This is a genomic window from Sphaerisporangium sp. NPDC049457, from assembly GCF_055586705.1.
The window spans coordinates 26,888-48,977 of the sequence record NZ_JBVJHR010000027.1 but is presented as its reverse complement, the minus strand read 5'-3'; the positions used below and the strand labels follow the sequence as shown (position 1 = coordinate 48,977).

Sequence of the window (22,090 nt, the reverse complement as noted above, 5' to 3'; positions counted from 1 at the left end):
TGTTCTTCGAAGGCCTTGAACAAAGGTCGTTCAAAGCGTGCAACGTACCCGTTGTGGCGTGAGTTCCCGTTCGGCCCCGACTCCCCTAGGCTGCGACCAATACGTGCCACGGCGAAGGCGGGGAGGAGAGGCCGATGGCCCCGACGCCGACCAGTCCGGTGGAGGCCACGCTGGCCTACGCGGAGGAGTTCCATCCCGAAGACGAGGTTCTGCGCGACGCGAGACAGCGGGGCATGGAGGTGGGCGCCGTCCCCATCCTGCCCGGCGGCGGCGCGGCCCTGTGCTTTCTCGCCACGGCGATCAGCGCCAGGTCCGTGGTCGAGATCGGCACCGGCTGCGGCGTCTCAGGGCTGTGGTTACTGCGCGGCATGCGCGCCGACGGCACGCTGACCAGCGTCGACGTCGAGCCCGAACACCAGAGGCTCGCGCGGCAGGCGTTCGCGGAGGCCGGGTTCTCCGGCAGCAGGGTGCGCCTCATCGGAGGACGCGCCCTCGACGTGCTGCCGCGACTCGCCGACGGCGGGTACGACATGGTCTTCTGCGACGCCGCCAAGCAGGAGTACGGCGACTACCTGGCGGAGGCCGTGCGCCTGCTGCGGCTCGGCGGCATCGTCGCCTTCGACAACGCGCTGTGGCACAACAGGGTCGCCGACCCGGCGCAGCGCGACCCCGAGACCGTGGCGATCCGCGAGCTGGGCAAGCTGATCAAGTCGGACGACCGGCTGCGCCCGCTGATGATGCCGCTGGGCGACGGCCTGCTGGCCGCCATAAAGATCGCGAACTGACCGGCGGCGTCACCCGCCCGCCGCAGCCCGCCGGAGCCTGTCTCAGCCCGTCGCGGCGGCTTCGGCGGCGCCTTCGCCGCGCGTTCGCGGCGCCGCCGGCGGCACCGGTCAGGCGTGGTGCGCGGTGAGCCAGTCGAGCAGCAGGCGGGCGCCGAAGCCGGTGGCCCCCTTGGTGAAGACGCCGTCGTCGGCGGTGGTGCGGGCCACGCCGGCGATGTCGAGGTGGGCCCAGCGCCGCCCGCCGGCGAACTCGCGCAGGAACAGCGCCGCGGTGATCGACCCCCCGCCGTACTTGTTCTCGGCGTCGATGTTGGTCAGGTCGGCGATCTCGGAGTCGAGGGCGGCGCGGTACTCGTCGATGAGCGGCATGCGCCACAGGGCCTCGCCGGACCGCGCGCCGGCCTCCAGCAGCTCCTTGGCGAGGTCGTCGCCGGTGGAGTACACCGCGCCGATGTCACGCCCCAGGGCGATGCCGATGGCCCCGGTGAGGGTGGCGAGGTCGATGACGGTGTCGGGCTCCAGCACATCGTCGGCGTAGGCGAGGGCGTCGGCGAGCACCAGCCTGCCCTCGGCGTCGGTGTTGAGCACCTCGACCGTACGGCCGCCGTAGTGCGTGATCACGTCCCCGGGGCGCTGCGCGCTGCCCGACGGCATGTTCTCGGCGGCGGCGACCAGCCCGGTGACGCGCGCCCGCACGCCGAGCCGGCGCAGCGCGCCGAGAACGGCGATCACGACGGCGCCACCCGCCATGTCGGTCTTCATGAACTTCATGCCCTCGGTCGGCTTCAGGGACAGGCCGCCGCTGTCGAAGGTGATGCCCTTGCCGACCAGCACGATGTGCTCGCCCGCCGGCCGCTCGGGCTCGTAGGAGAGCTGGATCAGCCGCGGCGGGCTGACCGACCCCTGGCCCACCGCGAGGATGCCGCCGAACCCGCCGGAGGCGAGGTCGTCCGGCTCCCACACCTTGACCGTGAGGCCTTCGCCCTCGGCCACTTCGGCGGCGCGCGCGGCCAGCCAGGCCGGGTTCTTCTCGGAGGCCGGCGTGTTGGCCAGGTCGCGGGTCAGCGCGGTGGCGCGGGCGAAGACCTCGGCGCGCCCGACCACCTCGCGGGCGCGCTCGGGGCCCGACAGGCGGATCTCCTGGACGGCCGTGGTGCGGCTCGCGCCGATGCGCAGGGTGTAGGAGGCCAGGAGCAGGCCCTCGGCCAGGGCCGCCCAGCCCTGCTCGCCGGCGTCCTCGGGCAGGACGACGTCGATCGCCGCGCGCCCCCGCGCCCGCCGCGCCAGCGTGCCGCCGGCCTTGCGCAGAGCGCGCGGCCCGCCGTCGCCGATGCCGTACAGCAGGACCCTGCCCACCGCGTCGCCGTGCGAGACGGGGACCTCGACCACCTCGCCCGGCTCCCCCTTGGCCTCGTGGTGGGCCAGCAGGGCAGGGACCGGCACCGGCAGCTCGACCTGAGCGGTGAGATCGCCGCCGAAGGGCACGGCGAGCAGGTCTGCGTCCTGCGAAGGTGAGTCGACGAAACTCAGCACGGTCTCGATGGGCATGGTGGCCTCCCGGCCTGGAAGTGCGACAGCCCCGGCGTGGGGGTCTGACCCGGCCGCCGGGGCCGTCAAGTCGCCTGTGTCAGTTGGTCGTATCAGGGGTATGTCAGCCGACGACGTTCTTCAGAGCGTCGCCAAGGGCTCTGGCCTCATCCGGTGAGAGTTCGACGACGAGCCGGCCGCCACCCTCCAGAGGGACCCGCATGACAATGCCCCGTCCTTCCTTGGTGACCTCCAGCGGACCGTCGCCAGTCCGCGGCTTCATCGCCGCCATGCGTGTATCCCTTCCTGCCTCGGCCGCGCGATGCCGCGGCGCGCCATTCCGCGCCCGGCCGCCCGCCGCTTTCACGTCTTCTGTGACGTCCCATTATCCCGCCTCGCGAGCGCACATGGGTAACGATCTCCTCCCAGAATGCGTTGTCCGGGGCCCTTACGCCGATCAAACTGGTGCATGTGAACGCCCGCGCCGCACTTTTCGACCTCTACGGAGACCACCTTCGCGTCCGTGCCGGGCGCGCGTCCGTGGCCGCCCTGGTGCGCCTGCTCGCCCCGCTCGACATCGCGGCGCCGGCGGTGCGCACCGCGATCTCCCGCATGGTGCGGCAAGACTGGCTCACCCCGGTCCGGCTGCCGCAGGGCCCGGGGTACGCGCTGACGCCCAAGTGCCTGCGCCGCCTGGACGAGACCGCCGTGCGCATCTACCGCACCGGCTCGGCGCCCTGGTCGGGGCGGTGGCACGTGCTGGTCTTCCAGCCGGTGCGCGACCGCACCAAGCGCGAGCGGCTGCGCGCCGACCTGGCGTTCCTCGGCTACGCCCCGCTGGGCGAGACCGTGTGGATCGGGCCGCGCCCCTCCCCCGAGCTGGAGACCCTGCTCGATGACCAGGCGGTGCGCGCCGACCGGTTCGAGAGCGTCCTGGACGGCGACCCGCGCGAGCTCGTCGCCCGCGCATGGGACCTGGGCGCCATCGCGCGGGCCTACGAGGAATGGATGGCGCGGGCCGTCGACCAGGTGGGCGCCCTGCCGTGCGACGCCCCCGACGATCAGGTCTTCGCGGCCCGCAGCAGGCTGGTCCACGGATGGCGCAACTTCCTGTTCCGCGATCCTGGCCTGCCGCCCGAGCTGCTCCCGCCCGCCTGGCCGGGAGAGAAGGCCCGCGCCTACTTCGAGCAGGAGGCGGCCCGGCTGCTCCCGGCGGCCGCCGCCTTCGTCGACCGCAACCTGGACAAAGGAGTCCACTGATGGAGCACCAAGCCGGCGGCGAGCACGTCCTGTACTCCGTCGAGCAGGGCGTCGCCACGATCACGCTGAACCGGCCCGACGCCATGAACGCCCTCACCATCACGATGAAGGCGGCCCTGCTTGAGGCGCTGGACCGCGCCCGCGACGAGGGCGCGGTGCGCGCCGTGCTGCTAACCGGCGCGGGACGCGCCTTCTGCGCCGGTCAGGACCTGCGCGAGCACGCTGCGAACCTGGAGGCGGGCGTCGGCCTGGACAACACCGTCCGCGCCCACTACAACCCGATCATCCTGGCGGTCGCCGGCATGGGCAAGCCGGTGGTCGCCGCCGTGAACGGCTTCGCGGCGGGCGCGGGCGTCTCGCTGGCGCTGGCGTGCGACTTCCGGGTAGCGGCCGAGAACGCCCGTTTCGCGATGGCGTTCAGCGGCATCGCCCTGGCCCCCGACTCCGGCGCCTCCTGGACCCTTCCCCGCCTGGTCGGGGCGGCCAAGGCCCGCGAGCTGCTGATGCTCGGCGACCCCGTGGACGCCGCCCAGGCGGCGCGGCTCGGCATGGTGACCTCGGCCGTGCCGGCGGAGGAGCTGATGGGCGCCGCCCGCGACCTGGCCGTACGGCTCGCGCAGGGCCCCACCCTCGCGTACGGGGCGATCAAGCAGGCGCTGGACTTCTCGGCCGCGCACTCATTGGAGGACGCCCTTGAGGTGGAGGCCGACCTGCAGGACGCCTGCGCCAAGACCGAGGACCACCACAACGCCACCCAGGCCTTCCTCGCCAAGCGGCAGCCGACCTACGAGGGCCGCTGACCCACCGGCCGTCTTGGCACGGTGAGCACCGGCCCGCACCGGCCTGTACCGGCCCTGCGCCGGACATGCGCCGTCCGTGAGACGCGGGCGCGTCTCAGGCGGCGCGCTCGCGCACCCAGCAGCCGGCGAGGTGGTCGTTGACCAGGCCGATGGCCTGCATCAGGGCGTAGGCGGTCGTGGGGCCGACGAAGCGCAGGCCGTGGCGCTTGAGCTCTTTGGCCAGGGCCTTGGAGCCGGGCGTCGTCGCCGGGACGTCGGCACCGGTCTTGGGCACCGGAGCCGACGGGTCGGCGTACCGCCAGACCAGCTCTGAGACGCCGCCGGGTATCCGCGCGGCGGCGCGGGCGTTGGCGATCGCCGCCTCGATCTTGGCGCGGTTGCGGATGATCCCGGCGTCGGCCAGCAGCCGCTCGACGTCGGCCTCGCCGAACGCGGCGACCGCCTCGATCGAGAACCCGGCGAAGGCCGCGCGGAAGTTCTCGCGCTTGCGCAGGATGGTCAGCCACGACAGGCCCGACTGGAACGCCTCCAGCGTCAGCCGCTCGAACACCCGGTCGTCGCCATGGACCGGCCTGCCCCATTCTTCGTCGTGATACAGGATGTAGTCGGGGGCGCTGGTCGCCCAGCCGCATCTGACGAGCTCAGGTTCCACGAACGTCGAGGTTACCGGCTCAGGCGTCGCTGACGCCGCCTTGGGGGTCACGCGCCTCTGAGCGGTCGCCGGCCGTCACCGGGCCGCCGTTGGACGCCGCGTGCCTGCCTGAGGGGACGTCCTCCTCCGCCGGCGGCACCGCCGCCGCGTCCGAGGCGGTCGAAGGCTCGCCCACGGGGCTCTCCCGGAGATCGGCGACCGTCTCGGCGGGCGCCGGAGGCTCGTGCGCGGGACGCGTCCCAAGACCCGAGGCCCGGTCGGCGGGCGCGGGAGGTTCCTGCGCGGCACGCGCCGTCAGGCCCGAGAACCTGGCCGGGGGCGGGTACTCCTCCGGCATCGCCAGCGGCTCGGACTCCGAGACCGGCTCGACCGTCCCGAGGGTCTCCCACGCCGAGAAGCCTTCCGGACCCGGCGACGTCTCAGGCTCCGTGAGCGGATGCGGCGCCGCGGCGAGCCCCTGGCCCCTGCGGGAGGGCTCGGTCTCGCCGGCGGCCCGCGACGGCCGCGTCTGCGCCTCCTGGCGGGCCTGGACGCGCCCGGCCAGCAGTTCGGCGACGCGCTGCTCCAGCACCGCGATGCGGGTGTCACGCTCGCCGATGGCCATGGCGGCACGCTGCAGCGTCTCGTCGACCGTCTGGGTGTGGTAGCCGACCAGGCTCACCGGGAGCCGCAACGCAACGAAGTCGGTGGCCGTGAGCTGCCGCGGAATGGGCAGGTCCAGAGGCGGGACGTCGGGGGCGAACTCCGTCAGCTCGCCACCCCGCCCTTGCGAGACCATCACCACGCAGTACAGCACGGCGATCGCGGCGACAGCGAGAAGGACCAGCACATACGAATCGTGCCACATCGGCGCCTTTGAGCGCGCCTTGTTGATCCCGGCGCCACCCCGCCGAGAGCCACGCCCTCGCGCGGGACCTGCTCTGCCCCTCGCGCGGGACCTGCTCGGAGCGGGCGGCCCGGCGACCGAACCGGTATGGCAGCATCGGTCGTGTGACGCCCGTACTCGTGACCGGCCCCGACGCGCCGCTCGACGCCTCCTGGGTGGAGGCCTGCTCGGCGGCCGAGGTCGAGCGGCACGCCCGCACGGGGCGGACGGTCGTGGTGACGCTGTCGGGCGACGAGACCGCCCAGCTCGCCTCGGCGGCGGTGTTCGGCTGGCTGGGGGCCCGCGTCTTCCGCACCGACCACGTGGAGCAGGTGCGGCTGGCGCTCGACATGACCGAGTCGCTCGCCGGCCGCCGCCCCCCGACCCTGACCCGCCGCGGCCTCGCCTGACGAGCACCCGCGGCCACGGCCACGGCCGATCCGGCGCCTGGTGCGATGACCGGACAGGTTCGCCGGGTCCCCGCCGTAGGGCGGCGCCGGACTTCGCCGTCCACCGTCCCGCCGACCCGGCGCCGATGAAACAACCCAACGGACGGACGGGAGGGAGAACCCACCGGACGGGCGGGAGGACACGCGCCCGGGGAAGGTGGGCGGTCACCGCACCAGGTTGGCGTGAACCCGCCCAGTTCGTGGGGGTCGGGGGACGGGAGGACGCGCAGCCGGGGGGTGGGTGGTCGTCGGGTTAGGTCGGGGTGGATTCGCTTAGTTCGTCGGGGTGGGGGGTCAGGGGGCGGGCGGGCTTTTCCAGGTGTTCGACGGCCTCGGTGACGGTCGTGGTCCACGAGAGGGCGTCGAAGACGTTCGGGCGGGTGAAACCCTGTTCGTACATGCCGTCCACGAGCTGCCGCAGCGGCGTGTACAGGCCCCACGGGTCCAGGATGACCAGCGGCTTGTCGTACAGGCCGAGCACGCGCGCGGTCCAGATCTCGAAGAGCTCCTCGAGCGTGCCGATGCCGCCGGGCAGCACCAGGAAGGCGTCCGAGCGGGCGTCCATGATGCCCTTGCGCTCGCGCATGTCGCCGGTGATGATCAGCTCGTCGGAGTCGGTGTCGGCGATCTCCAGGTCCACCAGCGCCTGCGGCATCACGCCGATCGTGCGCCCGCCGGCCCGCCGGGCGGCCCTGGTGACCGCGCCCATGCACGAGACCGTGGCCCCGCCGCTGACGAGCGTGTGCCCGCGTCGTGCCAGTTCCGTGCCCACCTCGTCGGCAAGGTCCAGATACTTTTGATCGATCTTCTGGCTGGACGCACAGAACACACAAATCGCCATCGCCACGGCGGTTACCCTACACAACCCCCAAAACGGCACGCGGCGCCGCCGGGCGAGGTCAGGCAGACCCGACTGGAGCCGTCCTGCCTGGCCGCCGAGGGCGAGGAAACGGCGAGGTCTTCACTGAGGGTACCCCAGGCGGGTATGGTCCCGCAGCATGGAGATGAACGAGTCGATGGCGGGCGACGCGGCGCTCCGGCCGCGCCGGGCGTTCGGCTGGTCGGTCCCGGCCATGGGGTTGTTCGTTCTCGCCCAGCAGACCCCCGCGCTCACGTGAGAAAAGCCTCTTCAACGCCGACCGGTGGCCCGCCGGGCTGTCGGTCACGGTTCATCTCAGCACCGGATGGTCACGCACCGGCCTCCTGCCGCCCCACCACCTGCCGAGCCCCAAGGTGTCGCCGGCGCGGGACAGGGCGAGGCCGGCCAGGACCACGGCGTAGACGAGGTGGTCGTCCAGGAACGGGTTGTTGGCCAGCGGCAGCTCTGCGGCCCACATGAGCACCAGCATCAAAGCGCCGGCAACGGCGGCGATCCGGATGGCGACACCCAGGATGAGCGCGAGGCCGACGCCGAGCAAGCCGATCATGAAGAGCCAATCCACATAGGCCCTCCCCGCCAGAGAGCCGAAGAAACCGCCGAGCGCGTTGCCCGAGACGCGCTTGAGATAGCCGGTGGTGGGGCTGCCGCCCCTTATCCAGGCGCGACCGGCGGGAGTGGCGAAACCCCAGCCGAAGGTCTTGTCGAGAAAAGCCCACAGAAAGATCCACCCCAGGCAGATCCGGGTGATCGCCCACACGTAGTCGGCCGGCCCGGTCCCGGATCCAGACGCCGCGCGCATCGATGACCCAGAGGACTCACGGGTGAAATGCCACTGCTTCCTAGACATTGCGCCCCTAAAGAGACTGATTGTCCGGTTCTTCTTCTCAGCCAACGACCCAGGAGGGCCGCCCCGGCAGTGACATAGGTCCCCCGGCCCGCAGGACCTTTGGCACTTCTGCCGCCCGGCGGCGTTCTCCAGGCGTGAGGGCGACGGGTGACGCCCGCCGGTTCCCACGGGATGGGCCGGAGTCCTGGCGCGGCAGGGCTTTCGTCCCTTGTTGCCCCTTCGCATCAGGCGCTACATGTGGGTTGTGCCAAGGACAGTGCTAGTCGTAGAGGACGAGAAGGACATCCGGGAGCTGCTGCGCCGTTATCTGGAGCGAGCCGGGTACGGAGTGGTGACGACCGGTACGGGAGCCGAGGCGCTGCGCCTGATCGACGCGGGCGGTGTCGATTTGATCGTGCTCGATCTGGGGTTGCCCGATGTCGACGGCACCGAGGTGCTGCGCGCACCGCGCGGCGAGAGGCGGGTGCCCGTGGTGGTGCTGACGGCACGCAGCACGGTCGAGGATCGGATCCACGGGCTTGAGCTCGGCGCGGACGACTACGTGGTCAAGCCGTTCAGCCCGATGGAGGTGACGCTGCGGGTGCAGGCCGTGATGAACCGGACCTGCGGCGACGTCGGCCCCGCCGCCGCCTCCTACAGCGGCGGCCGGCTGCTCATCGACGAGGCCCGGCACGAGGCCGGCCTGGACGGCGACCGGCTCGATCTCACACTGACCGAATGGGGCCTGCTCACCGCCCTGGCATCGGTCCCCGGCCGGGTCTTCTCCCGCTACGAGCTGATCAACCGGGTCAGAGGATACGAGTTCGCCGGCTACGAGCGCACCATCGATTCGCACATCAAGAACCTGCGCCACAAGCTCGGCCCTTCCGGGGCCCACATCGTCCAGACCGTCCTGGGCGTGGGCTACCGGCTGGGAGTCGGCCGTGATCGCTGAACGGCCGACCGGCCTGGGATCGCTGGGCAGGCGGCTACTGGCGGCGTTCCTGCTGGTCGCCCTCTCGTCGGTGGCCCTGCTCGCCCTCGCGGCGCTGGTAGGCACCGACCGCGGGATCAGCGCGGCACGCGAGACGGACCGGGCGCGGGCCGCGCGCGCGACCGCTGCGTCCGCCGGGGCGGCCTACACCTCGGCCGGCGGCTGGGCCACGGCCGATCTCGGATCGGCGCGCGCCATCGCGGCGGGCGCCGGGGCCCGGCTGTTCATCGTGGACCGAAACGAGCAAGTGGTCCTCTTCCCCGGAGGTACCGTTCCGCAGGACGGTATGACCGGATCCGGCATGCACTCCAAGATGGGCGCCACGACGGCCGCGGTGATCGTCGAGGGCACCACGGCGGGATGGGTCCAGTTGCGGTTCGGCTCGCCGACGACCCAGCCGGCGCGCAGCGTGGCCTGGTGGTGGATCGCCGCAGCCGCCCTGGCCGCGCTGGCGGTCGCATCGGCGGCGAGCCTGCTGGTGACTCGCGAGTTGACCAGGCCGATCTCCGGTGTCACTCGCGCCGCCCGTGCCTTCGCCGCCGGGGACCGCGCCGCCCGCACGGGGGTGACCGGCCCGGGAGAGCTGGGAGAGCTCGGGCGCGCCTTCGACGAGATGGCCGGCCGGGTCGCCCAGGCCGAGCGGTCACGACGACACCTGGCCGCTGACGTCGCTCACGAGCTGCGCACCCCGCTCAGCGCGCTCCAGGCTGGGCTGGAGGAGCTTCGCGACGGGCTGGCCGCACCCGATCCGGACCGCCTGGCCGCCCTGCATGACCAGGCACTGCGTCTGGGCCGGATCGTCGGCGACCTCGCCGAGCTTTCGGCCGCCGAATCGGCGGCCCTGTCGCTGCATCGGTGCGAGCTGGACCTGGCCGAACTCACCGCGACAGTTCTCAAGGGCAGGGAGCCGCAACTTCGGGCGGCCGGCCTCGACATACGTGCCGACCTCGCCAAAGGCGCCATCGTGCGAGGTGACCCCGACCGGTTGAGCCAGGCCGTCGGCAACCTGCTGGACAACGCCGCCCGCTATTGCCGCCCCGGCGACGCGGTCGTGGTCACCGCCGGCCCTTCGGACGGCCAGGCCACCGTGGAAGTCGCCGACACCGGGCCCGGAGTTGCCATCGAGGACCTGCCCCACATCTTCGACCGGCTCTGGCGCGGCCCGCACAGCGCCGGCATCACCGGTTCGGGCATAGGGCTGGCCGTGGTGCGCGAACTGGTCACCGCCCACCACGGCACGGTGACGGCCACCCCGGGGACGGCCGGCGGCCTGGCCGTCACCATCCACCTGCCACCGAGCACTGAGGTGCGGTGCCCGCCAGAATCCGGCCGCTTTGGAAAGGCTGACCGCTCTTGCACCTCTGAGGGAGGAACCAGAGGCGCGCGGCCTCCGGTTCCTCGGGTACTCAACTGATCCAGCGTTCGAACGCGACCTGGTGCATCCGCGACGCGTTCAGCAGCTGTGTGTAGACGCGCTCCACATCGGGGGCGTGGAGTCCCGTCACGGCCTCCTTCAGAGACGCGATATCGTCCTTCTCCACTGTCAGGCCGACCCGCAACGCCGCCTGCTCACTCGCCTCGCCCTGCGCCAGCAGGCGGTCGTAGGCGGCCTGGACCGAGGCCGTGGCGAACTTGCCCTGTGCTCTGCCCGCGGTGGGGTCGGCCAGGTGGTAGCGCGCCAGGAGCGTCCGGACGGCGGCCAGGTGCTGAGTCTCAGCGGTGGCGATGTGGTCGAAGACGTGGCTGTCGTAGCGATCGGCGAAGGCGGTGTAGAGATCGTGGGCGAGCTTCTCCTCCTCTGCCATCGACGCGAGGGTGGACTTCTGAGCACTGGTCAGCGTCCCGCTCGGCACAGTCGAGATGTCCGACAGGTGGCAGCCGCCGATCCCGCCACCCATTCCTCCCCCCATCCCGCCGCCCGGCCCCCACTGCCGGCTCTGCGACGTGCCTCCCCCGAAGTGTCCGGTGTCGAACGCCGCGACGGCCGGTCCGGCGATCAACGCGCCGCCGGTGAACACTCCGGCCGCGAGGGTGAGAGCGATCTTCTGCGTGCGCTTCATGACTCCTCCTGGATGCTCCTTGTTCTCTACCGTCCCCTTCACGCTCCAGCGCCGGCACGCAGGGGCCGTGTGGCGCGTGTGGAGATGCCATGGAGACCGGCGGGCGCCCCGGCCTTGGTCTCGTCGTTGACGAGTAGCAGCGTTCGTCGGTCAGTTCTGACGCTCGCGCACCTGCCGGCCGACCAGCCCGTGCCCGTCGTCCACCGCCAGGTCGAGCAGCTCGCGGCCCGCCGGCTCCAGGTAGCGGGCGACGCCGAAGGCTCCGAGCCCCCTCTCCGCTGCCCTCCGGAGTCCAGGAGCCGGACGACGACTCCTGGCACGCAGACTGTCGGCGCTGTACCGGCACGGCATGCTCAGGGGCGCTTGCGATCAGGCTGCTGCCACTCATCACGTCAGTTCGACGGTGATCTCGGGCGGCTGCCGCAGCGTGTTGTGCACGGTGCAGTGCGAGGCGACGGCCAGCAGCCCCACCCGGCGCTGCTCGGGCAGGCCAGGGGCCGACACTCGCAGGCGGATCTCGCCGACGCGTGCGGGCCGGTCGGTGGCCATGGTGAATCCGGCGCTCACTCGCAGGTCGTCGCGCGCCAGACCGTGCCGGTCGAGGTAGCGGCCCGCGTAGAAGGCCACGCAACCGGCCAGCGAGGCGACGAACAACTCGGTCGGCGTGGCGGCGCTGTCGTCGCCGCCCTGGTCGCAGGGCTGGTCGGCGAGCAGGGCATGCCGCCGGACGGTGATCGCGTACGCCTCTCCCCCGACGTGGGTCACCTCGATGCCGTCCAGACCCTGGTCTTCGACGTCGGCGGCCTGGGCCAGCAGGTGCTCGGCGAGGCGGCGGCTTTCGGCCGGGGTGAGGCTGAGCCAGGCATCGTCGTGGTCGTAGGAGCGCAGGCCGACATCCAGCGTCACCCGGCCGGACGGGTGTCCGGCGCCCTCGAAGGGGAGGCGGCCGACGACGATCTCACGTCCACACGCGGTGATCATGCGCTGGTGAGTGGGCGGGGCCGTCCGGTCATGGGTGTTCATGATGATCTCCTTTGGTGGGTCGCGGCAGGCCGGCCGGCTCCGTGAGGACGCCGTGCCCGGCCCGTTCGAGACAGCGGCGCGGCAACTCGCGGATCGCCTTCTCCTCCTCCACGACGAGGACCGCCCTGTCATACCCCCAGGTGTATTTGCCGCTCCTGGCCTCGGCGGAGGGCCGAAAGCCCCTACTTGCGGATGCGCACGTCCCGAGCGCACGCTCGTCCTCACCGGCCCGCGGGCTCTGGGCGATGTTCCCGCACGGCGCGGCCTTCGGCCTCATCGGACTTGCCGCAGGGTACCCCCGGGGGTATATTCGGGACATGGAGCTGAACGAGGGCATGGTGGGTGACGCGCTGACCCGGCTGAAGCGGGCACACGGCCAGCTGGCCGGGGTCATCGCGATGATCGAGGCGGGCGAGGAGTGCACGAAGGTGCTCACCCAGCTCGCCGCCGTCTCCAAGGCTCTGGACCGGGCCGGATTCAAGATCGTCGCCACCGGCCTGCGGCACTGCCAGGACGCCGAGAGGCAAGGCGGCGAGCCGCCCATGAGCGTCGCCGAACTGGAGAAGCTCTTCCTGGCCCTCGCCTGAGACCAGCGGCCACGGATCGACCGTGGCCGCACTTTTGTGACCGATGTATACCCCCGGGGGTATAGAGAGGAGCAGTCGGACGATGGACGTCATATCGTTCCGGACGCCCGGTCTGGGCGACCAGACCTACCTGCTGACCCACGAGGGCCGGGGGGTGCTCGTCGATCCGCAGCGCGACCTCGGCCGCTTCCTGGACGCCGCCACGGAGCGGGACGTCGAGCTGCGGTTCGTGCTGGAGACGCATCTGCACAACGACTACGTCTCCGGCGGCGAGCAGGCCGCACTGCGCACCGGCGCCGAGCTGGTGCTGCCGGCCGCCGCCGCGCCCGCCTACCGGCACACGCCCGCCTTCCACCTGGAGGACCTCGACGGCGGCGGCGGGCTGGCCGTCCGCCCGATCCACACGCCCGGCCACACCCCCGAGCACACCAGCTACCTGGTGCTCATCGACGGCGCGCCGGTCGCGCTGTTCTCCGGCGGCAGCCTGCTGGTCGCCTCGGCCGGACGGCCCGACCTCCTCGGTCCCGAGCGGGCGCGTTCCCTGGCACGCCTCCAGCACATCTCGCTGCGCCGCCTTGCCGCGCTGCCGCCCGGCGTCGCCCTGTACCCGACCCATGGTGAGGGCTCGTTCTGCACCGCCACCGGCGCGGGCAGACTCACCTCCACCATCGGCGCGGAGCTGACAGATAACCCGCTGCTGGCCATCGACGACCCGGAGAAGTTCGCCGACACGCTGCTGGCGGCACCTCTGCCCATCCCCGCCTTCTACCGGCACATGGGCCCGGCCAACACGCTCGGCGTGCCGCCCATGCCGGCCGTCCGCGTGCCGGAACTCGACCGGCCCACCGGTCACGTCGTCGACATCCGCCCGCGTCACGTCCAGGCCCGGGGCATGCTGCCCGGCTCGCTCGGCATCGAAGTGGACGACGACTTCGGCAGCTGGGCCGGCTGGCTGCTGCCCTACGCCGCGCCGATCACCCTGGTCGCCGAACCCGGCCAGGACGTCGCCGAGGCCGTCACCCAGCTCGCCCAGATCGGCATCGACACCGTCCGGGGCGTCGTCCGCACCCTCGGCGAGACCGCCACCCAGACCTACGAACTGCTTGAACTGGACACCTTCCTCACGCGCCTGACCCAGCCGGACGCCCAGTTCCTGGACGTGCGCATGCCCAGCGAACGGGAGGAGGCCCGGGCGGCCGGCGCCGTCGAGCGCTTCCTGCCCGACCTGGTCACCCGAGGTGTCCCCGCCGAGCTCGATCGGGGGCGTCCGGTCCTCGTCGCGTGCGCCTCCGGCCGCCGCGCCGCCATCGCCGCGAGCCTGCTCGCCCGCGAGGGCTACCGGCCGGTCGCGCTCACCGGCGCGGGCGTCCCCGAGGTGGTCTCCGCGCTGCGCCGCACGCGCGACGCCGCCTGATCCACTCCATCAAGAACCGGCAGGAGAACCCCTTCGTGTCCCGTATCGACGCCGCCTTCGCCCGCTCGCTGATAGCGGCCAACCCGGACGTGCTCATCGTGGACGTCCGCACCCCGGCCGAATTCGCCTCCGCGCACATCGACGGCGCCATCAACCTGCCCCTCGACCAGGTCGACGCCCACCTGCGGCGCATCGTCACCGACGCGGGCGGGCGCATGCTGCTCATCTGCCAGTCCGGCAATCGGGCCGAGCGCGCCCGGTCGGCGCTGAGCAAGGCCGGGCTGTCCGACGTCGCGGTCCTGGACGGCGGCATGAACGCCTGGATCACAGCCGGCGCGCCCGTGAATCGCGGCCGGGCGCGCTGGACGCTGGAGCGGCAGGTCCGCCTCGTCGCCGGGAGCATCGTGCTCGCCTCCGTCGTGGCGAGCCTTTGGATCCCCGCCGTGCTGCTCCTCGCCGCGGTCATCGGCGCGGGCCTGACGGTCGCCGCGCTCACCGGCACCTGCGCCATGGGCATGCTGCTGGCCAAGCTGCCCTACAACCGCGCCGATGACGTGGACATCGAGACCGCCCTGCTCCGCCTGCGTCAGAGCTCCTCGCGGCCGGGCTCGTGACCAGGGGCTTCCGCTTGCCCTTTACATACCCCCGGGGGTAATTATGATCGCCTTGACCCTCACCGGCGCCGTCGTGATCGGCGTGACGCTCGGCCTGTTCGGCGGCGGAGGGTCCATCCTCACCGTGCCGGTGCTGGTCTACCTCGCCGGCGTGCCGGCCAGGGCGGCCATCGCCATGTCGCTGTTCGTCGTGGCCGTCACCAGCGCGGCCGGCGCCGTCAGCCACGCCAGAGCGGGACGCATCCGCTGGCGCACCGGGTTGATCTTCGGCGCGGCCGGCATGGCGGGCGCCTACGGGGGTGGCCTGATCGGCCCGTACCTGCCTGAGGCGCTGCTCATGGCGGGCTTCGCGGCCATGATGCTCGCCACCGCCTTCGCCATGATCCGCGACCGCCGCGCCCCGGCCGCGAGGCCCAAGGACGGGGAAACACCCGTCCTGCACGTGATCGCCGAGGGTGTCGCCGTCGGCATGGTGACCGGGCTCGTCGGCGCGGGCGGCGGCTTCCTCGTGGTGCCCGCGCTGGTGCTGCTCGGCGGCCTGCCCATGGGCGTGGCGGTGGGCACCTCGCTGCTGGTCATCGCCATGAAGTCCCTGGCCGGGCTGGCCGGATACCTGCACAGCGTCACGATCGACTGGGCGCTGGCTCTTCCGGTGACCGCGGCCGCCGTCGTCGGCGGGCTCATCGGCGGCAGCTTCGCCGGCCGAATCAACGCCGATCGGCTGCGGAAGGCGTTCGGATGGTTCGTGCTGGCCATGGGCGCCTTCGTCCTCCTCCAACAGGCACCGCCCGCGCTGCTGCACAGCGCTTGGACCGCCGCCGGAGCGGCGCTGGCAGCACTGGCGTCGGGCGTCGTCCTCGCGCTGGGGCGACGCCGGCCGACCGCCGGGAAATCACGCGTCGCACCCGGCCGTCGTCAGCCCTGGGGATATTGAGAACGGGAGCAGGCCATGACCAAGGCGATCACCATCACCGCCGTCAACTGGAGCGAGCACGTCACCGACCAGGGATCACCCTCATCGGCCTGTGGGCCGCCTGGTGCGGGCCCTGCCACCGCTCCTCCCCCGTCTTCGAAGCCGCCGCCCGCCCGCCGTCCCGGCCTGCTCCGGCCGAACGGAGCCGGCCGCCGGCCGCCGCCGGAGGCGTCACCGGCTCGTAAGGTCTCAGCGCCGCTCCTGTCTCTAGTCTGATCGCATGATCCCAATTCGCGGGACCCGCGCGGCGGTCGCCGCCGCCTCAGCGGCGTTGCTGGTGTCCGCGTGTGGCGGCCTCAACGGCAGTCAGGCGGCCGATCCGGCCGGCGGCGCGGCTCCACCGTCCACCGCCCTGCCGTCTGCCACGTCGGCATCGGCGACACCGGGCCGGGTCGCCGTGCCCGACGCGCTGCGGTTCACCGCGACGACCCTGAGCGGTGACAAGTTCGAGGGGGCGAGCCTGGCGGGCAAGCCGGTCGTCTTCTGGTTCTGGGCGCCGTGGTGCCCCAACTGCCTGTCCGAGGCGCCCGCGGTCAAGGCCACCGCGGCCAGATTCACGCAGGTGAGTTTCGTCGGGGTCGCCGGTCTGGACACCGAGGCGGCGATGAAGGAATTCGTCCGGCGAACCGGCACCGGCACCATCGTGCACCTGTCGGACAAGAAGGGCACGGTGTGGACCAAGCTCGGCGTCAGCCGGCAGTCCACGTACGTGCTCATGAGACCCGACGGGGTGACGGCCAAGGTGCCGGGCCCGCTCGACTCCGCCGAACTGGCCGACCTCGTCCAACGCCTGGCCGGATGAGACCGCTCATGCCGCCGGACGCCCGTAGCGGGGCAGGCCGCCGGTGATCGCCGGTCTTCCGCTCGCGCTGGCGCTGACGGCGGGTCTGGTGGCCGCGTTCAACCCGTGCGGGTTCGCGATGCTGCCCGCCTACCTCACCCTGCTCATCACCGGCGACGGATCCTCCCCCCGCCGCCCGGTCAGCCGGGCATTGGTCCTGTCGGCGGCGATGAGCGCCGGGTTCGTCACCGTCTTCGGCCTGTTCGGGCTGGTCGTGGCCCCGCTGGCCCTCTCGGTCGGCCGCTACCTGCCCTGGGTGACGATCGTCATCGGCGTGCTCCTGCTGGGCCTCGGCGGCCGGCTGCTGGCCGGTCGCGAACTGCTGCTGCGCATGCCCCGGCTGGCCATCGGCCGGCCCACCACCACCTCCGACGTGTCGTTGTACGGCTACGGCCTGTCGTACGCGGTGGCGTCGCTTTCCTGCACGATCGGGCCGTTCCTGGCGGTCGTCTCAGCCTCCGTGGCGAGCGGCGGCCTGCCCGGCGGACTGGCGATCTTCGTGGCCTACGCGCTCGGCATGGCACTGGTCATCGCACTGCTGTCGCTGACCGTCGCGCTGGCCCACGCCGCCGCGGTGGCGCGCCTGCGACGGCTGCTGCCCTACCTGTCCCGAATCAGCGGCGCCCTGCTCCTCCCCGCCGGACTGTACGTCATCTACTACGGCTGGTATGAGCTGCGCCTCTATTCCGGCGCCACCAGCGGGGACCCGCTCGTGCACGCCGCCGTCGCCGTCCAGAGCGCGCTCTCCTCCTGGGTGGAGACCCTCGGCGCCGGCGGCATCGCCCTCATGCTCACCGCACTCATCCTCGGCGCGTCCGCGCTCCGACGCATGCGACGCAGGAAGGTCACTCGTATCAGATGACAAGCTCCTCGAAGGTTCTTCTGATTTCTCACATTGTCAGATCCGGAGAGTCGAACGTGGAGTGCCGCCTTGTGGCGTCGAGGTTGATCGCGGGCGACGGGGGCGCCTGGGCGGGTCGGTCGTCGCGTGCCGTCATACCTGCCGGCGGGAGGAGTTGCGCTCGTGGTCGGACTCGGCGATGATGCGGACCGCCTCGTCCACGTCGTCGGTGACCTGGATCAGGTCGACGTCCTGCGGCGAGATCTTGCCGGAGGCGAGCAGGGTGTCGCGGATCCAGTCGAGCAGGCCGCCCCAGAATCGAGAGCCGAGCAGGATCACCGGGAACGACGTCACCTTGCGCGTCTGCACCAGCGTGAGGGCCTCGAACAACTCGTCCAGCGTGCCGAACCCGCCCGGCAGCGCCACGAACCCGACCGCGTACTTCACGAACATCGTCTTGCGCACGAAGAAGTAGCGGAACTCGATGCCGAGGTCCACGTAGTCGTTGAGCTTCTGCTCGAAGGGCAGCTCGATGCCCAGGCCCACCGAGATGCCGCCGGCGTGGCGCGCCCCTTTGTTGGCGGCCTCCATGATGCCGGGCCCGCCGCCGGTGATGACGGCGTAGCCGGCCTCGGCCAGCGCCTTGCCCAACCTCTCGCCCATGGCGTAGTCGGGGTCGTCGGCACCGGTGCGCGCAGAGCCGAACACGGTGACGGCGGGCGGCAGCTCGCCGAGCTGACCGAAGCCCTCGACGAACTCGGCCTGGATGCGCAGGACCCGCCAGGGGTCCATGTGCAGCCACTCGGTCGACCCCCGGTGGTCCAGCAGCCTCTCGTCGTAGGTGGAGTCGGGGAGGAACTTCCCCCGGACGAGAGACGGTCCCTGGCGGCGCTCCTCGCGTGATGCTCTGTTCATGCGATCACGCTAACCGCCCGCGGGAGCGCACAAGCCGTACCGGATCGGGACGTCCCGCCGGAGCCGCAAAAGAATCTTGGAAAATCTGCGCCGGGCGGCGGAACCGATTCTTCGCAAGGCCGCGTCTAAGAACCGAGGGTGCTGCTCGGGACTGAAAGTGGCTTTCCCCGCCAAATGGCCGGCGAGGAAAGCCACTTTCTTTTGTGCCGCACGCGCTCAGGCCACCGGCGCGCTCAGCCAGGCGATCATCCTGCGCTCGCATTCGGCGGTCATCTCCAGCGAGACGTACTCGCCCGCCTGGTGGGCCAGGTTGGGGTCGCCGGGCCCGTAATTGACGGCGGGGACGCCGAGCGAGGAGAACCGCGAGACGTCGGTCCAGCCGAGCTTCGCCCGAGGAGTGCCTCCGATGGCGGACACGAAGGCCGCGGCCACCGGGTGGGTCAGCCCCGGACGGGCGCCGGGGGCGCCGTCGGTGAACCGCACCTCATACCCCTCGAACACCTCGCGCACGTGGTCCTGGGCCTGCTCCATCGACCGGTCGGGGGCGAAGCGGTAGTTCACCGTCACCACGCACTCGTCGGGGATGACGTTGCCCGCCACGCCTCCGGCGATGCCGACGGCGTTCAGCCCTTCGTGGTAGGTCAGGCCGTCCACCAGCGGCTCGCGGGCCTTGTAGGCGTTCAGCCGGGCCAGGACGGGCTCGGCGCCGTGGACGGCGTTGACCCCGTACCAGGAGCGGGCGCTGTGCGACCGCCGGCCCTGGACGACGACCTGCGCCCGCAGGGTGCCCTGGCAGCCGCCCTCGATCTCGCCGCTCGTCGGCTCCATGAGCACGGCGAAGTCGCCCGCCAGCAGCTCGGGACGGGTGCGGGCGAGGCGGGCGAGGCCGTTGCGCACGGCCTCGACCTCCTCGCAGTCGTAGAACACGTAGGTGACGTCCCTGGCCGGCTCCGGCACGCCGGCGGCGAGCTTCAGGGCCACGGCGACGCCACTCTTCATGTCCGAGGTGCCGCACCCGTACAGCAGGTCGCCCTCGACACGCGACGGCAGGTTGCCCGCCAGCGGCACGGTGTCGATGTGCCCGGCGATCACCACCCGCTCGGCGCGGCCGAGCTCGGTGCGGGCGACCACGGCGTCGCCGTCGCGGACGACGGTGAGGTGCGCGAGCGGCGCGAGGGCCGTCTCGATGGCGTCCGCCAGGGCCTTCTCGTCACCGCTGACCGACTCGACGTCGACGAGCGCGGCGGTCAGCGCGCGCACGTCGCCGGCGAGGTCCAGCGGCGGGACGTCAGGCATTGACGCCGTGCTGGCGCAGCACGTCGTTCAGCTCGGCCTTGTCGTGGCGCTGCCCCTCTTCCAGGCGCTTGAGCACCAGGACGCACGGCAGCCCGAAGGCGCCGCCGGGGAACTCCTTGGGACGCGTGCCGCCGACGGCGACGCACCAGTCGGGGATGCGACCGCGGGAGATCTCCTCACCGGTCTGCACGTCGATGACCGGCATGGACGCCGACAGGATCGTGCCCGCGCCGACGACGGCGCCCTTGCCGACCCGCGCGCCCTCGACGATCATCGAGCGGCTGCCGATCAGCGCCTCGTCCTCGATGACCACCGGGACGGCGTTCGGGGGCTCCAGCACCCCGCCGATGCCGACGCCGCCCGACAGGTGGACGTTGCGGCCGATCTGCGCGCACGAGCCGACGGTGGCCCAGGTGTCCACCATGGTGCCGCTGTCGACGTAGGCGCCGATGTTGGTGTACGAGGGCATCAGCACGACGCCGGAGGCCAGGTAGGAGCCCCAGCGCGCGATGGCGCCGGGCACCACGCGCACGCCTTCCAGGGACGTCTTCAACGGGATGCGGTCGTTGTGGTGGAAGTCGCCCACCTGGCTCCTGACCATGCCGAGCACCCGGAAGCTGAGCAGGATGGCGCGTTTGGCGCGCTCGTCCACGACCACCTCGCCGGTGGAGCCATCGACGAAGGCGACGCGCGCCTTGCCGGTGTCGAGCATGTCCACGGCCCCGACGATCACGCCGCGCGCCTCGCCGTCATCGGGCGACAGTTCGGCGCGGCGTTCCCACAACTCGTCCACAGTGGCCGGCAACGGGCTTTCGAAGGTCTCGCTCATGCAAGGGAAGCTTAGTGCCGCACGTGGACCTCGGCGGGGCCGGTAGGTTCTTGTCCGTGGCGAGGCGATTCTCACGGGCGGTCCTGACGATCCTAGGCATCGTCCTCGTTCTCGGCGCGGCCATATTCTTCGGGGTGTACTACCTGCTCAACAGGGCCAAGCCGCTCGCCATCGGCGAGCACTGCGAGGTGAAGACCTCGCTCGGCACGCTCGACCTCGAGATCGAGCAGGCGCGTACGGCCGCCACCATCGCGGCGGTCGCCACCGACCGCCGGCTGCCCGAGCGGGCCGTGGAGATCGCGTACGTGACCGCCATCCAGGAGTCCAAGCTGCTCAACCTGCCCTTCGGCGACCGCGACTCGGTGGGGGTGTTCCAGCAGCGGCCCTCGCAGGGCTGGGGCACCGTCGAGCAGCTGCAGGACCCCGTGTACGCGACCCGCAAGTTCTTCTCCGCGCTGGTCAAGGTCAAGCGCTACCAGCGGCTGCCCCTGCACGAGGCGGCTCAGGCCGTGCAGCGGTCCGCCGACGGCTCGGCGTACGCCCAGCACGAGGAGGACGCCAAGATCCTCGCCGCGGCGTTCACCGGGCGGACGCCCAAGTCCGTGCACTGCTGGTACCCGGTCCCCGACAAGCCGGCGCCGGTGCAGGCGGCCAAGGCCCGCAAAGATCTGGCCAGGGCCCTCGGCGACGATCCCGGCCGGGGCAACGACATCAGCGCCCCTACCGACCGCCGCGGCTGGCTGATCGCCTCCTGGTCGGTCGCCCACGCGCAGAAGTACGGGCTGCGCAAGGTGCGCTACGCCGGGGTCGCGTGGTCGGCGGCCGCGGGCCAGGACGGCTGGGTCCCCGATGCCAAGGCGGCCGCCAAGACCGTCGAGATCATCTGAGCCGGCACGAGCGTCCGGCTCTCACCGGCGCCAGGTCGTCCCCATACGTGCTGGAACCGCCGGAGACGCGCGGGCGGCGGCGAGGGCTCGCCGCCGGGCGTGGTCACAGCATGCGTTCGACGTTGATCGAGCCGGGGGCCAGCGGCTGGGCGTAGGCGGCGGTCCACGCCTGGCCCTGCACCCGGTTGAAGGTCAGCAGCCGCCCGTCGTCGGCGCGGTAGTCGGCGAAGTCGAACAGGCCGCGCTCGGGATACCCCGTCGTGCCCTCGGAGCGGAAGGTGGCGGTGCCGCGCTCGATCGGATGGAACTCGACCCCTTCCATGATCAGCATGCTCTTGGCCGGGATCATGCCCTGGGTCGGCACCGGCGTCCAGAGGTAGACCTCCAGGTACGGCGGGTCGTCGGGGCCGCGGCCCTGGCGCTCCTCGACCGACAGCCACTGGTAGTGCCCCATGCCTTCTTCGAGCAGGTATTCGGTCCACTGGTCGCCCTGCCATGACACGTGCAGGGCGCCGAGGACGCGCGACCGCAAGGACTGGCGCTCGATGATGTCGCCGACCTTGATCGTCCGGGGGTCGAGGGAGTCGGGGTCGAGGACGATCGGGCGGGCCAGCGCCGGGTGCGGCGAAGTCGGCTCGGGTGCCGGCTCAGGGGGTCTGGGAGCCGGTCGAGCCGTCTTTTTCGGCCGTCGCGTGCCGAGAACCGCGCCCAGCACGACGACGAAAATGGCTGCGCTCACTGCGAGCACGACCGCAACGGTCATGCCGCGGGA

Annotated in this window: 26 protein-coding genes; 13 read left to right on the top strand and 13 right to left on the bottom strand. The window is 71.9% G+C overall.

The window, feature by feature from the left end:
• Positions 1-134: 134 nt before the first annotated feature.
• Entirely contained in the window at positions 135-785 is a 651-nt protein-coding gene (locus ACZ6QO_RS33870) for an O-methyltransferase (RefSeq protein WP_465856898.1), read from the top strand.
• A gap of 108 nt (positions 786-893) precedes the next feature.
• On the opposite strand, the gene ACZ6QO_RS33865 is transcribed toward ACZ6QO_RS33870, so the two are convergent.
• Positions 894-2,333 (bottom strand): leucyl aminopeptidase, encoded by a 1,440-nt coding sequence (locus ACZ6QO_RS33865; RefSeq protein ID WP_465856896.1) that lies wholly within the window; start codon positions 2,331-2,333, stop codon positions 894-896.
• A gap of 103 nt (positions 2,334-2,436) precedes the next feature.
• A complete protein-coding gene (locus ACZ6QO_RS33860; RefSeq protein ID WP_114033903.1) occupies positions 2,437-2,604 on the bottom strand; it encodes a DUF3117 domain-containing protein in 168 nt (55 codons plus the stop codon).
• A 179-nt stretch (positions 2,605-2,783) separates the two neighbouring features.
• Here ACZ6QO_RS33860 and ACZ6QO_RS33855 point away from each other — a divergent pair, with 179 nt between their 5' ends.
• Both ACZ6QO_RS33855 and ACZ6QO_RS33850 read left to right on the top strand, forming a co-directional pair.
• Positions 2,784-3,572 (top strand): PaaX family transcriptional regulator, encoded by a 789-nt coding sequence (locus ACZ6QO_RS33855; RefSeq protein WP_465856894.1) that lies wholly within the window; start codon positions 2,784-2,786, stop codon positions 3,570-3,572.
• The gene (locus tag ACZ6QO_RS33850) at positions 3,572-4,372 is read left to right on the top strand and encodes an enoyl-CoA hydratase-related protein (RefSeq protein WP_465856892.1); all 801 of its coding nucleotides are present in this window, start codon (positions 3,572-3,574) and stop codon (positions 4,370-4,372) included. Before ACZ6QO_RS33855 ends, ACZ6QO_RS33850 begins: the two co-directional genes overlap by 1 nt.
• Positions 4,373-4,466: 94 nt before the next feature.
• Here the strand turns inward: ACZ6QO_RS33850 and ACZ6QO_RS33845 are convergent, their stop codons facing one another.
• Both ACZ6QO_RS33845 and ACZ6QO_RS33840 read right to left on the bottom strand, forming a co-directional pair.
• The gene (locus tag ACZ6QO_RS33845) at positions 4,467-5,024 is read right to left on the bottom strand and encodes a DNA-3-methyladenine glycosylase I (protein WP_465856890.1); all 558 of its coding nucleotides are present in this window, start codon (positions 5,022-5,024) and stop codon (positions 4,467-4,469) included.
• A gap of 19 nt (positions 5,025-5,043) precedes the next feature.
• Complete coding sequence (locus ACZ6QO_RS33840) at positions 5,044-5,853, bottom strand: hypothetical protein (RefSeq protein WP_465856888.1); 810 nt, start codon at positions 5,851-5,853, stop codon at positions 5,044-5,046.
• A 161-nt stretch (positions 5,854-6,014) separates the two neighbouring features.
• Here ACZ6QO_RS33840 and ACZ6QO_RS33835 point away from each other — a divergent pair, with 161 nt between their 5' ends.
• Positions 6,015-6,299: a hypothetical protein gene (locus ACZ6QO_RS33835; RefSeq protein ID WP_465856886.1), complete on the top strand. Its 285-nt coding sequence runs from the start codon at positions 6,015-6,017 to the stop codon at positions 6,297-6,299.
• Between the two features lie 292 nt (positions 6,300-6,591).
• Here the strand turns inward: ACZ6QO_RS33835 and ACZ6QO_RS33830 are convergent, their stop codons facing one another.
• Together ACZ6QO_RS33830 and ACZ6QO_RS33825 are read right to left on the bottom strand one after the other, a co-directional pair.
• A complete protein-coding gene (locus ACZ6QO_RS33830) occupies positions 6,592-7,179 on the bottom strand; it encodes an LOG family protein (RefSeq protein WP_465857033.1) in 588 nt (195 codons plus the stop codon).
• A 328-nt stretch (positions 7,180-7,507) separates the two neighbouring features.
• A complete protein-coding gene (locus tag ACZ6QO_RS33825) occupies positions 7,508-8,017 on the bottom strand; it encodes a hypothetical protein (protein ID WP_465856884.1) in 510 nt (169 codons plus the stop codon).
• A 304-nt stretch (positions 8,018-8,321) separates the two neighbouring features.
• Here ACZ6QO_RS33825 and ACZ6QO_RS33820 point away from each other — a divergent pair, with 304 nt between their 5' ends.
• Entirely contained in the window at positions 8,322-8,999 is a 678-nt protein-coding gene (locus tag ACZ6QO_RS33820) for a response regulator transcription factor (protein WP_465856882.1), read from the top strand.
• Positions 8,989-10,452, top strand: coding sequence for a sensor histidine kinase (locus ACZ6QO_RS33815; RefSeq protein ID WP_465856880.1), 1,464 nt, complete (start codon positions 8,989-8,991; stop codon positions 10,450-10,452). Before ACZ6QO_RS33820 ends, ACZ6QO_RS33815 begins: the two co-directional genes overlap by 11 nt.
• Here the strand turns inward: ACZ6QO_RS33815 and ACZ6QO_RS33810 are convergent.
• The 3 genes from ACZ6QO_RS33810 to ACZ6QO_RS33800 all read right to left on the bottom strand — a co-directional run bounded on the left by ACZ6QO_RS33810 (position 10,445) and on the right by ACZ6QO_RS33800 (position 12,121).
• A complete protein-coding gene (locus ACZ6QO_RS33810) occupies positions 10,445-11,098 on the bottom strand; it encodes a DUF2202 domain-containing protein (protein ID WP_465856878.1) in 654 nt (217 codons plus the stop codon). The two genes, ACZ6QO_RS33815 and ACZ6QO_RS33810, sit on opposite strands and share 8 nt — an antisense overlap.
• A gap of 150 nt (positions 11,099-11,248) precedes the next feature.
• Positions 11,249-11,449, bottom strand: a complete 201-nt coding sequence (locus ACZ6QO_RS33805; RefSeq protein ID WP_465856876.1) for a hypothetical protein — start codon at positions 11,447-11,449, stop codon at positions 11,249-11,251.
• 36 nt (positions 11,450-11,485) lie between these two features.
• Positions 11,486-12,121, bottom strand: coding sequence for an OsmC family protein (locus ACZ6QO_RS33800; protein ID WP_465856874.1), 636 nt, complete (start codon positions 12,119-12,121; stop codon positions 11,486-11,488).
• A 317-nt stretch (positions 12,122-12,438) separates the two neighbouring features.
• Between ACZ6QO_RS33800 and ACZ6QO_RS33795 the strand changes: the two genes are divergently transcribed.
• The 6 genes from ACZ6QO_RS33795 to ACZ6QO_RS33770 all read left to right on the top strand — a co-directional run bounded on the left by ACZ6QO_RS33795 (position 12,439) and on the right by ACZ6QO_RS33770 (position 17,412).
• Complete coding sequence (locus tag ACZ6QO_RS33795) at positions 12,439-12,708, top strand: metal-sensitive transcriptional regulator (protein WP_465856872.1); 270 nt, start codon at positions 12,439-12,441, stop codon at positions 12,706-12,708.
• Positions 12,709-12,790: 82 nt separating this feature from the next.
• Positions 12,791-14,122, top strand: coding sequence for an MBL fold metallo-hydrolase (locus tag ACZ6QO_RS33790; RefSeq protein ID WP_465856870.1), 1,332 nt, complete (start codon positions 12,791-12,793; stop codon positions 14,120-14,122).
• A gap of 35 nt (positions 14,123-14,157) precedes the next feature.
• Complete coding sequence (locus ACZ6QO_RS33785; protein WP_465856868.1) at positions 14,158-14,736, top strand: rhodanese-like domain-containing protein; 579 nt, start codon at positions 14,158-14,160, stop codon at positions 14,734-14,736.
• A 43-nt stretch (positions 14,737-14,779) separates the two neighbouring features.
• Entirely contained in the window at positions 14,780-15,670 is an 891-nt protein-coding gene (locus ACZ6QO_RS33780) for a sulfite exporter TauE/SafE family protein (RefSeq protein WP_465856866.1), read from the top strand.
• A 259-nt stretch (positions 15,671-15,929) separates the two neighbouring features.
• Positions 15,930-16,511 (top strand): TlpA family protein disulfide reductase, encoded by a 582-nt coding sequence (locus ACZ6QO_RS33775; RefSeq protein ID WP_465856864.1) that lies wholly within the window; start codon positions 15,930-15,932, stop codon positions 16,509-16,511.
• Positions 16,512-16,554: 43 nt separating this feature from the next.
• Positions 16,555-17,412 carry a cytochrome c biogenesis CcdA family protein gene (locus ACZ6QO_RS33770; protein WP_465856862.1) on the top strand — a complete coding sequence of 286 codons (858 nt, stop codon included), beginning with the start codon at positions 16,555-16,557 and terminating at the stop codon, positions 17,410-17,412.
• A 132-nt stretch (positions 17,413-17,544) separates the two neighbouring features.
• Here the strand turns inward: ACZ6QO_RS33770 and ACZ6QO_RS33765 are convergent, their stop codons facing one another.
• The 3 genes from ACZ6QO_RS33765 to ACZ6QO_RS33755 all read right to left on the bottom strand — a co-directional run bounded on the left by ACZ6QO_RS33765 (position 17,545) and on the right by ACZ6QO_RS33755 (position 20,431).
• A complete protein-coding gene (locus tag ACZ6QO_RS33765; protein WP_465856860.1) occupies positions 17,545-18,306 on the bottom strand; it encodes an LOG family protein in 762 nt (253 codons plus the stop codon).
• 216 nt (positions 18,307-18,522) lie between these two features.
• Positions 18,523-19,602 (bottom strand): succinyl-diaminopimelate desuccinylase, encoded by a 1,080-nt coding sequence (dapE, locus tag ACZ6QO_RS33760; RefSeq protein ID WP_465856858.1) that lies wholly within the window; start codon positions 19,600-19,602, stop codon positions 18,523-18,525.
• On the bottom strand, positions 19,595-20,431 hold the full coding sequence (locus ACZ6QO_RS33755; RefSeq protein WP_465856857.1) for a 2,3,4,5-tetrahydropyridine-2,6-dicarboxylate N-succinyltransferase: 837 nt from the start codon (positions 20,429-20,431) through the stop codon (positions 19,595-19,597). The genes dapE and ACZ6QO_RS33755 overlap by 8 nt, the downstream gene beginning before the upstream one ends.
• A gap of 56 nt (positions 20,432-20,487) precedes the next feature.
• Between ACZ6QO_RS33755 and ACZ6QO_RS33750 the strand changes: the two genes are divergently transcribed.
• Positions 20,488-21,318 carry a hypothetical protein gene (locus tag ACZ6QO_RS33750; RefSeq protein WP_465856855.1) on the top strand — a complete coding sequence of 277 codons (831 nt, stop codon included), beginning with the start codon at positions 20,488-20,490 and terminating at the stop codon, positions 21,316-21,318.
• Positions 21,319-21,421: 103 nt separating this feature from the next.
• Here ACZ6QO_RS33750 and ACZ6QO_RS33745 read toward each other — a convergent pair whose 3' ends face one another.
• Entirely contained in the window at positions 21,422-22,081 is a 660-nt protein-coding gene (locus ACZ6QO_RS33745; RefSeq protein ID WP_465856853.1) for a DUF4178 domain-containing protein, read from the bottom strand.
• Between the last annotated feature and the right edge of the window lie 9 nt (positions 22,082-22,090).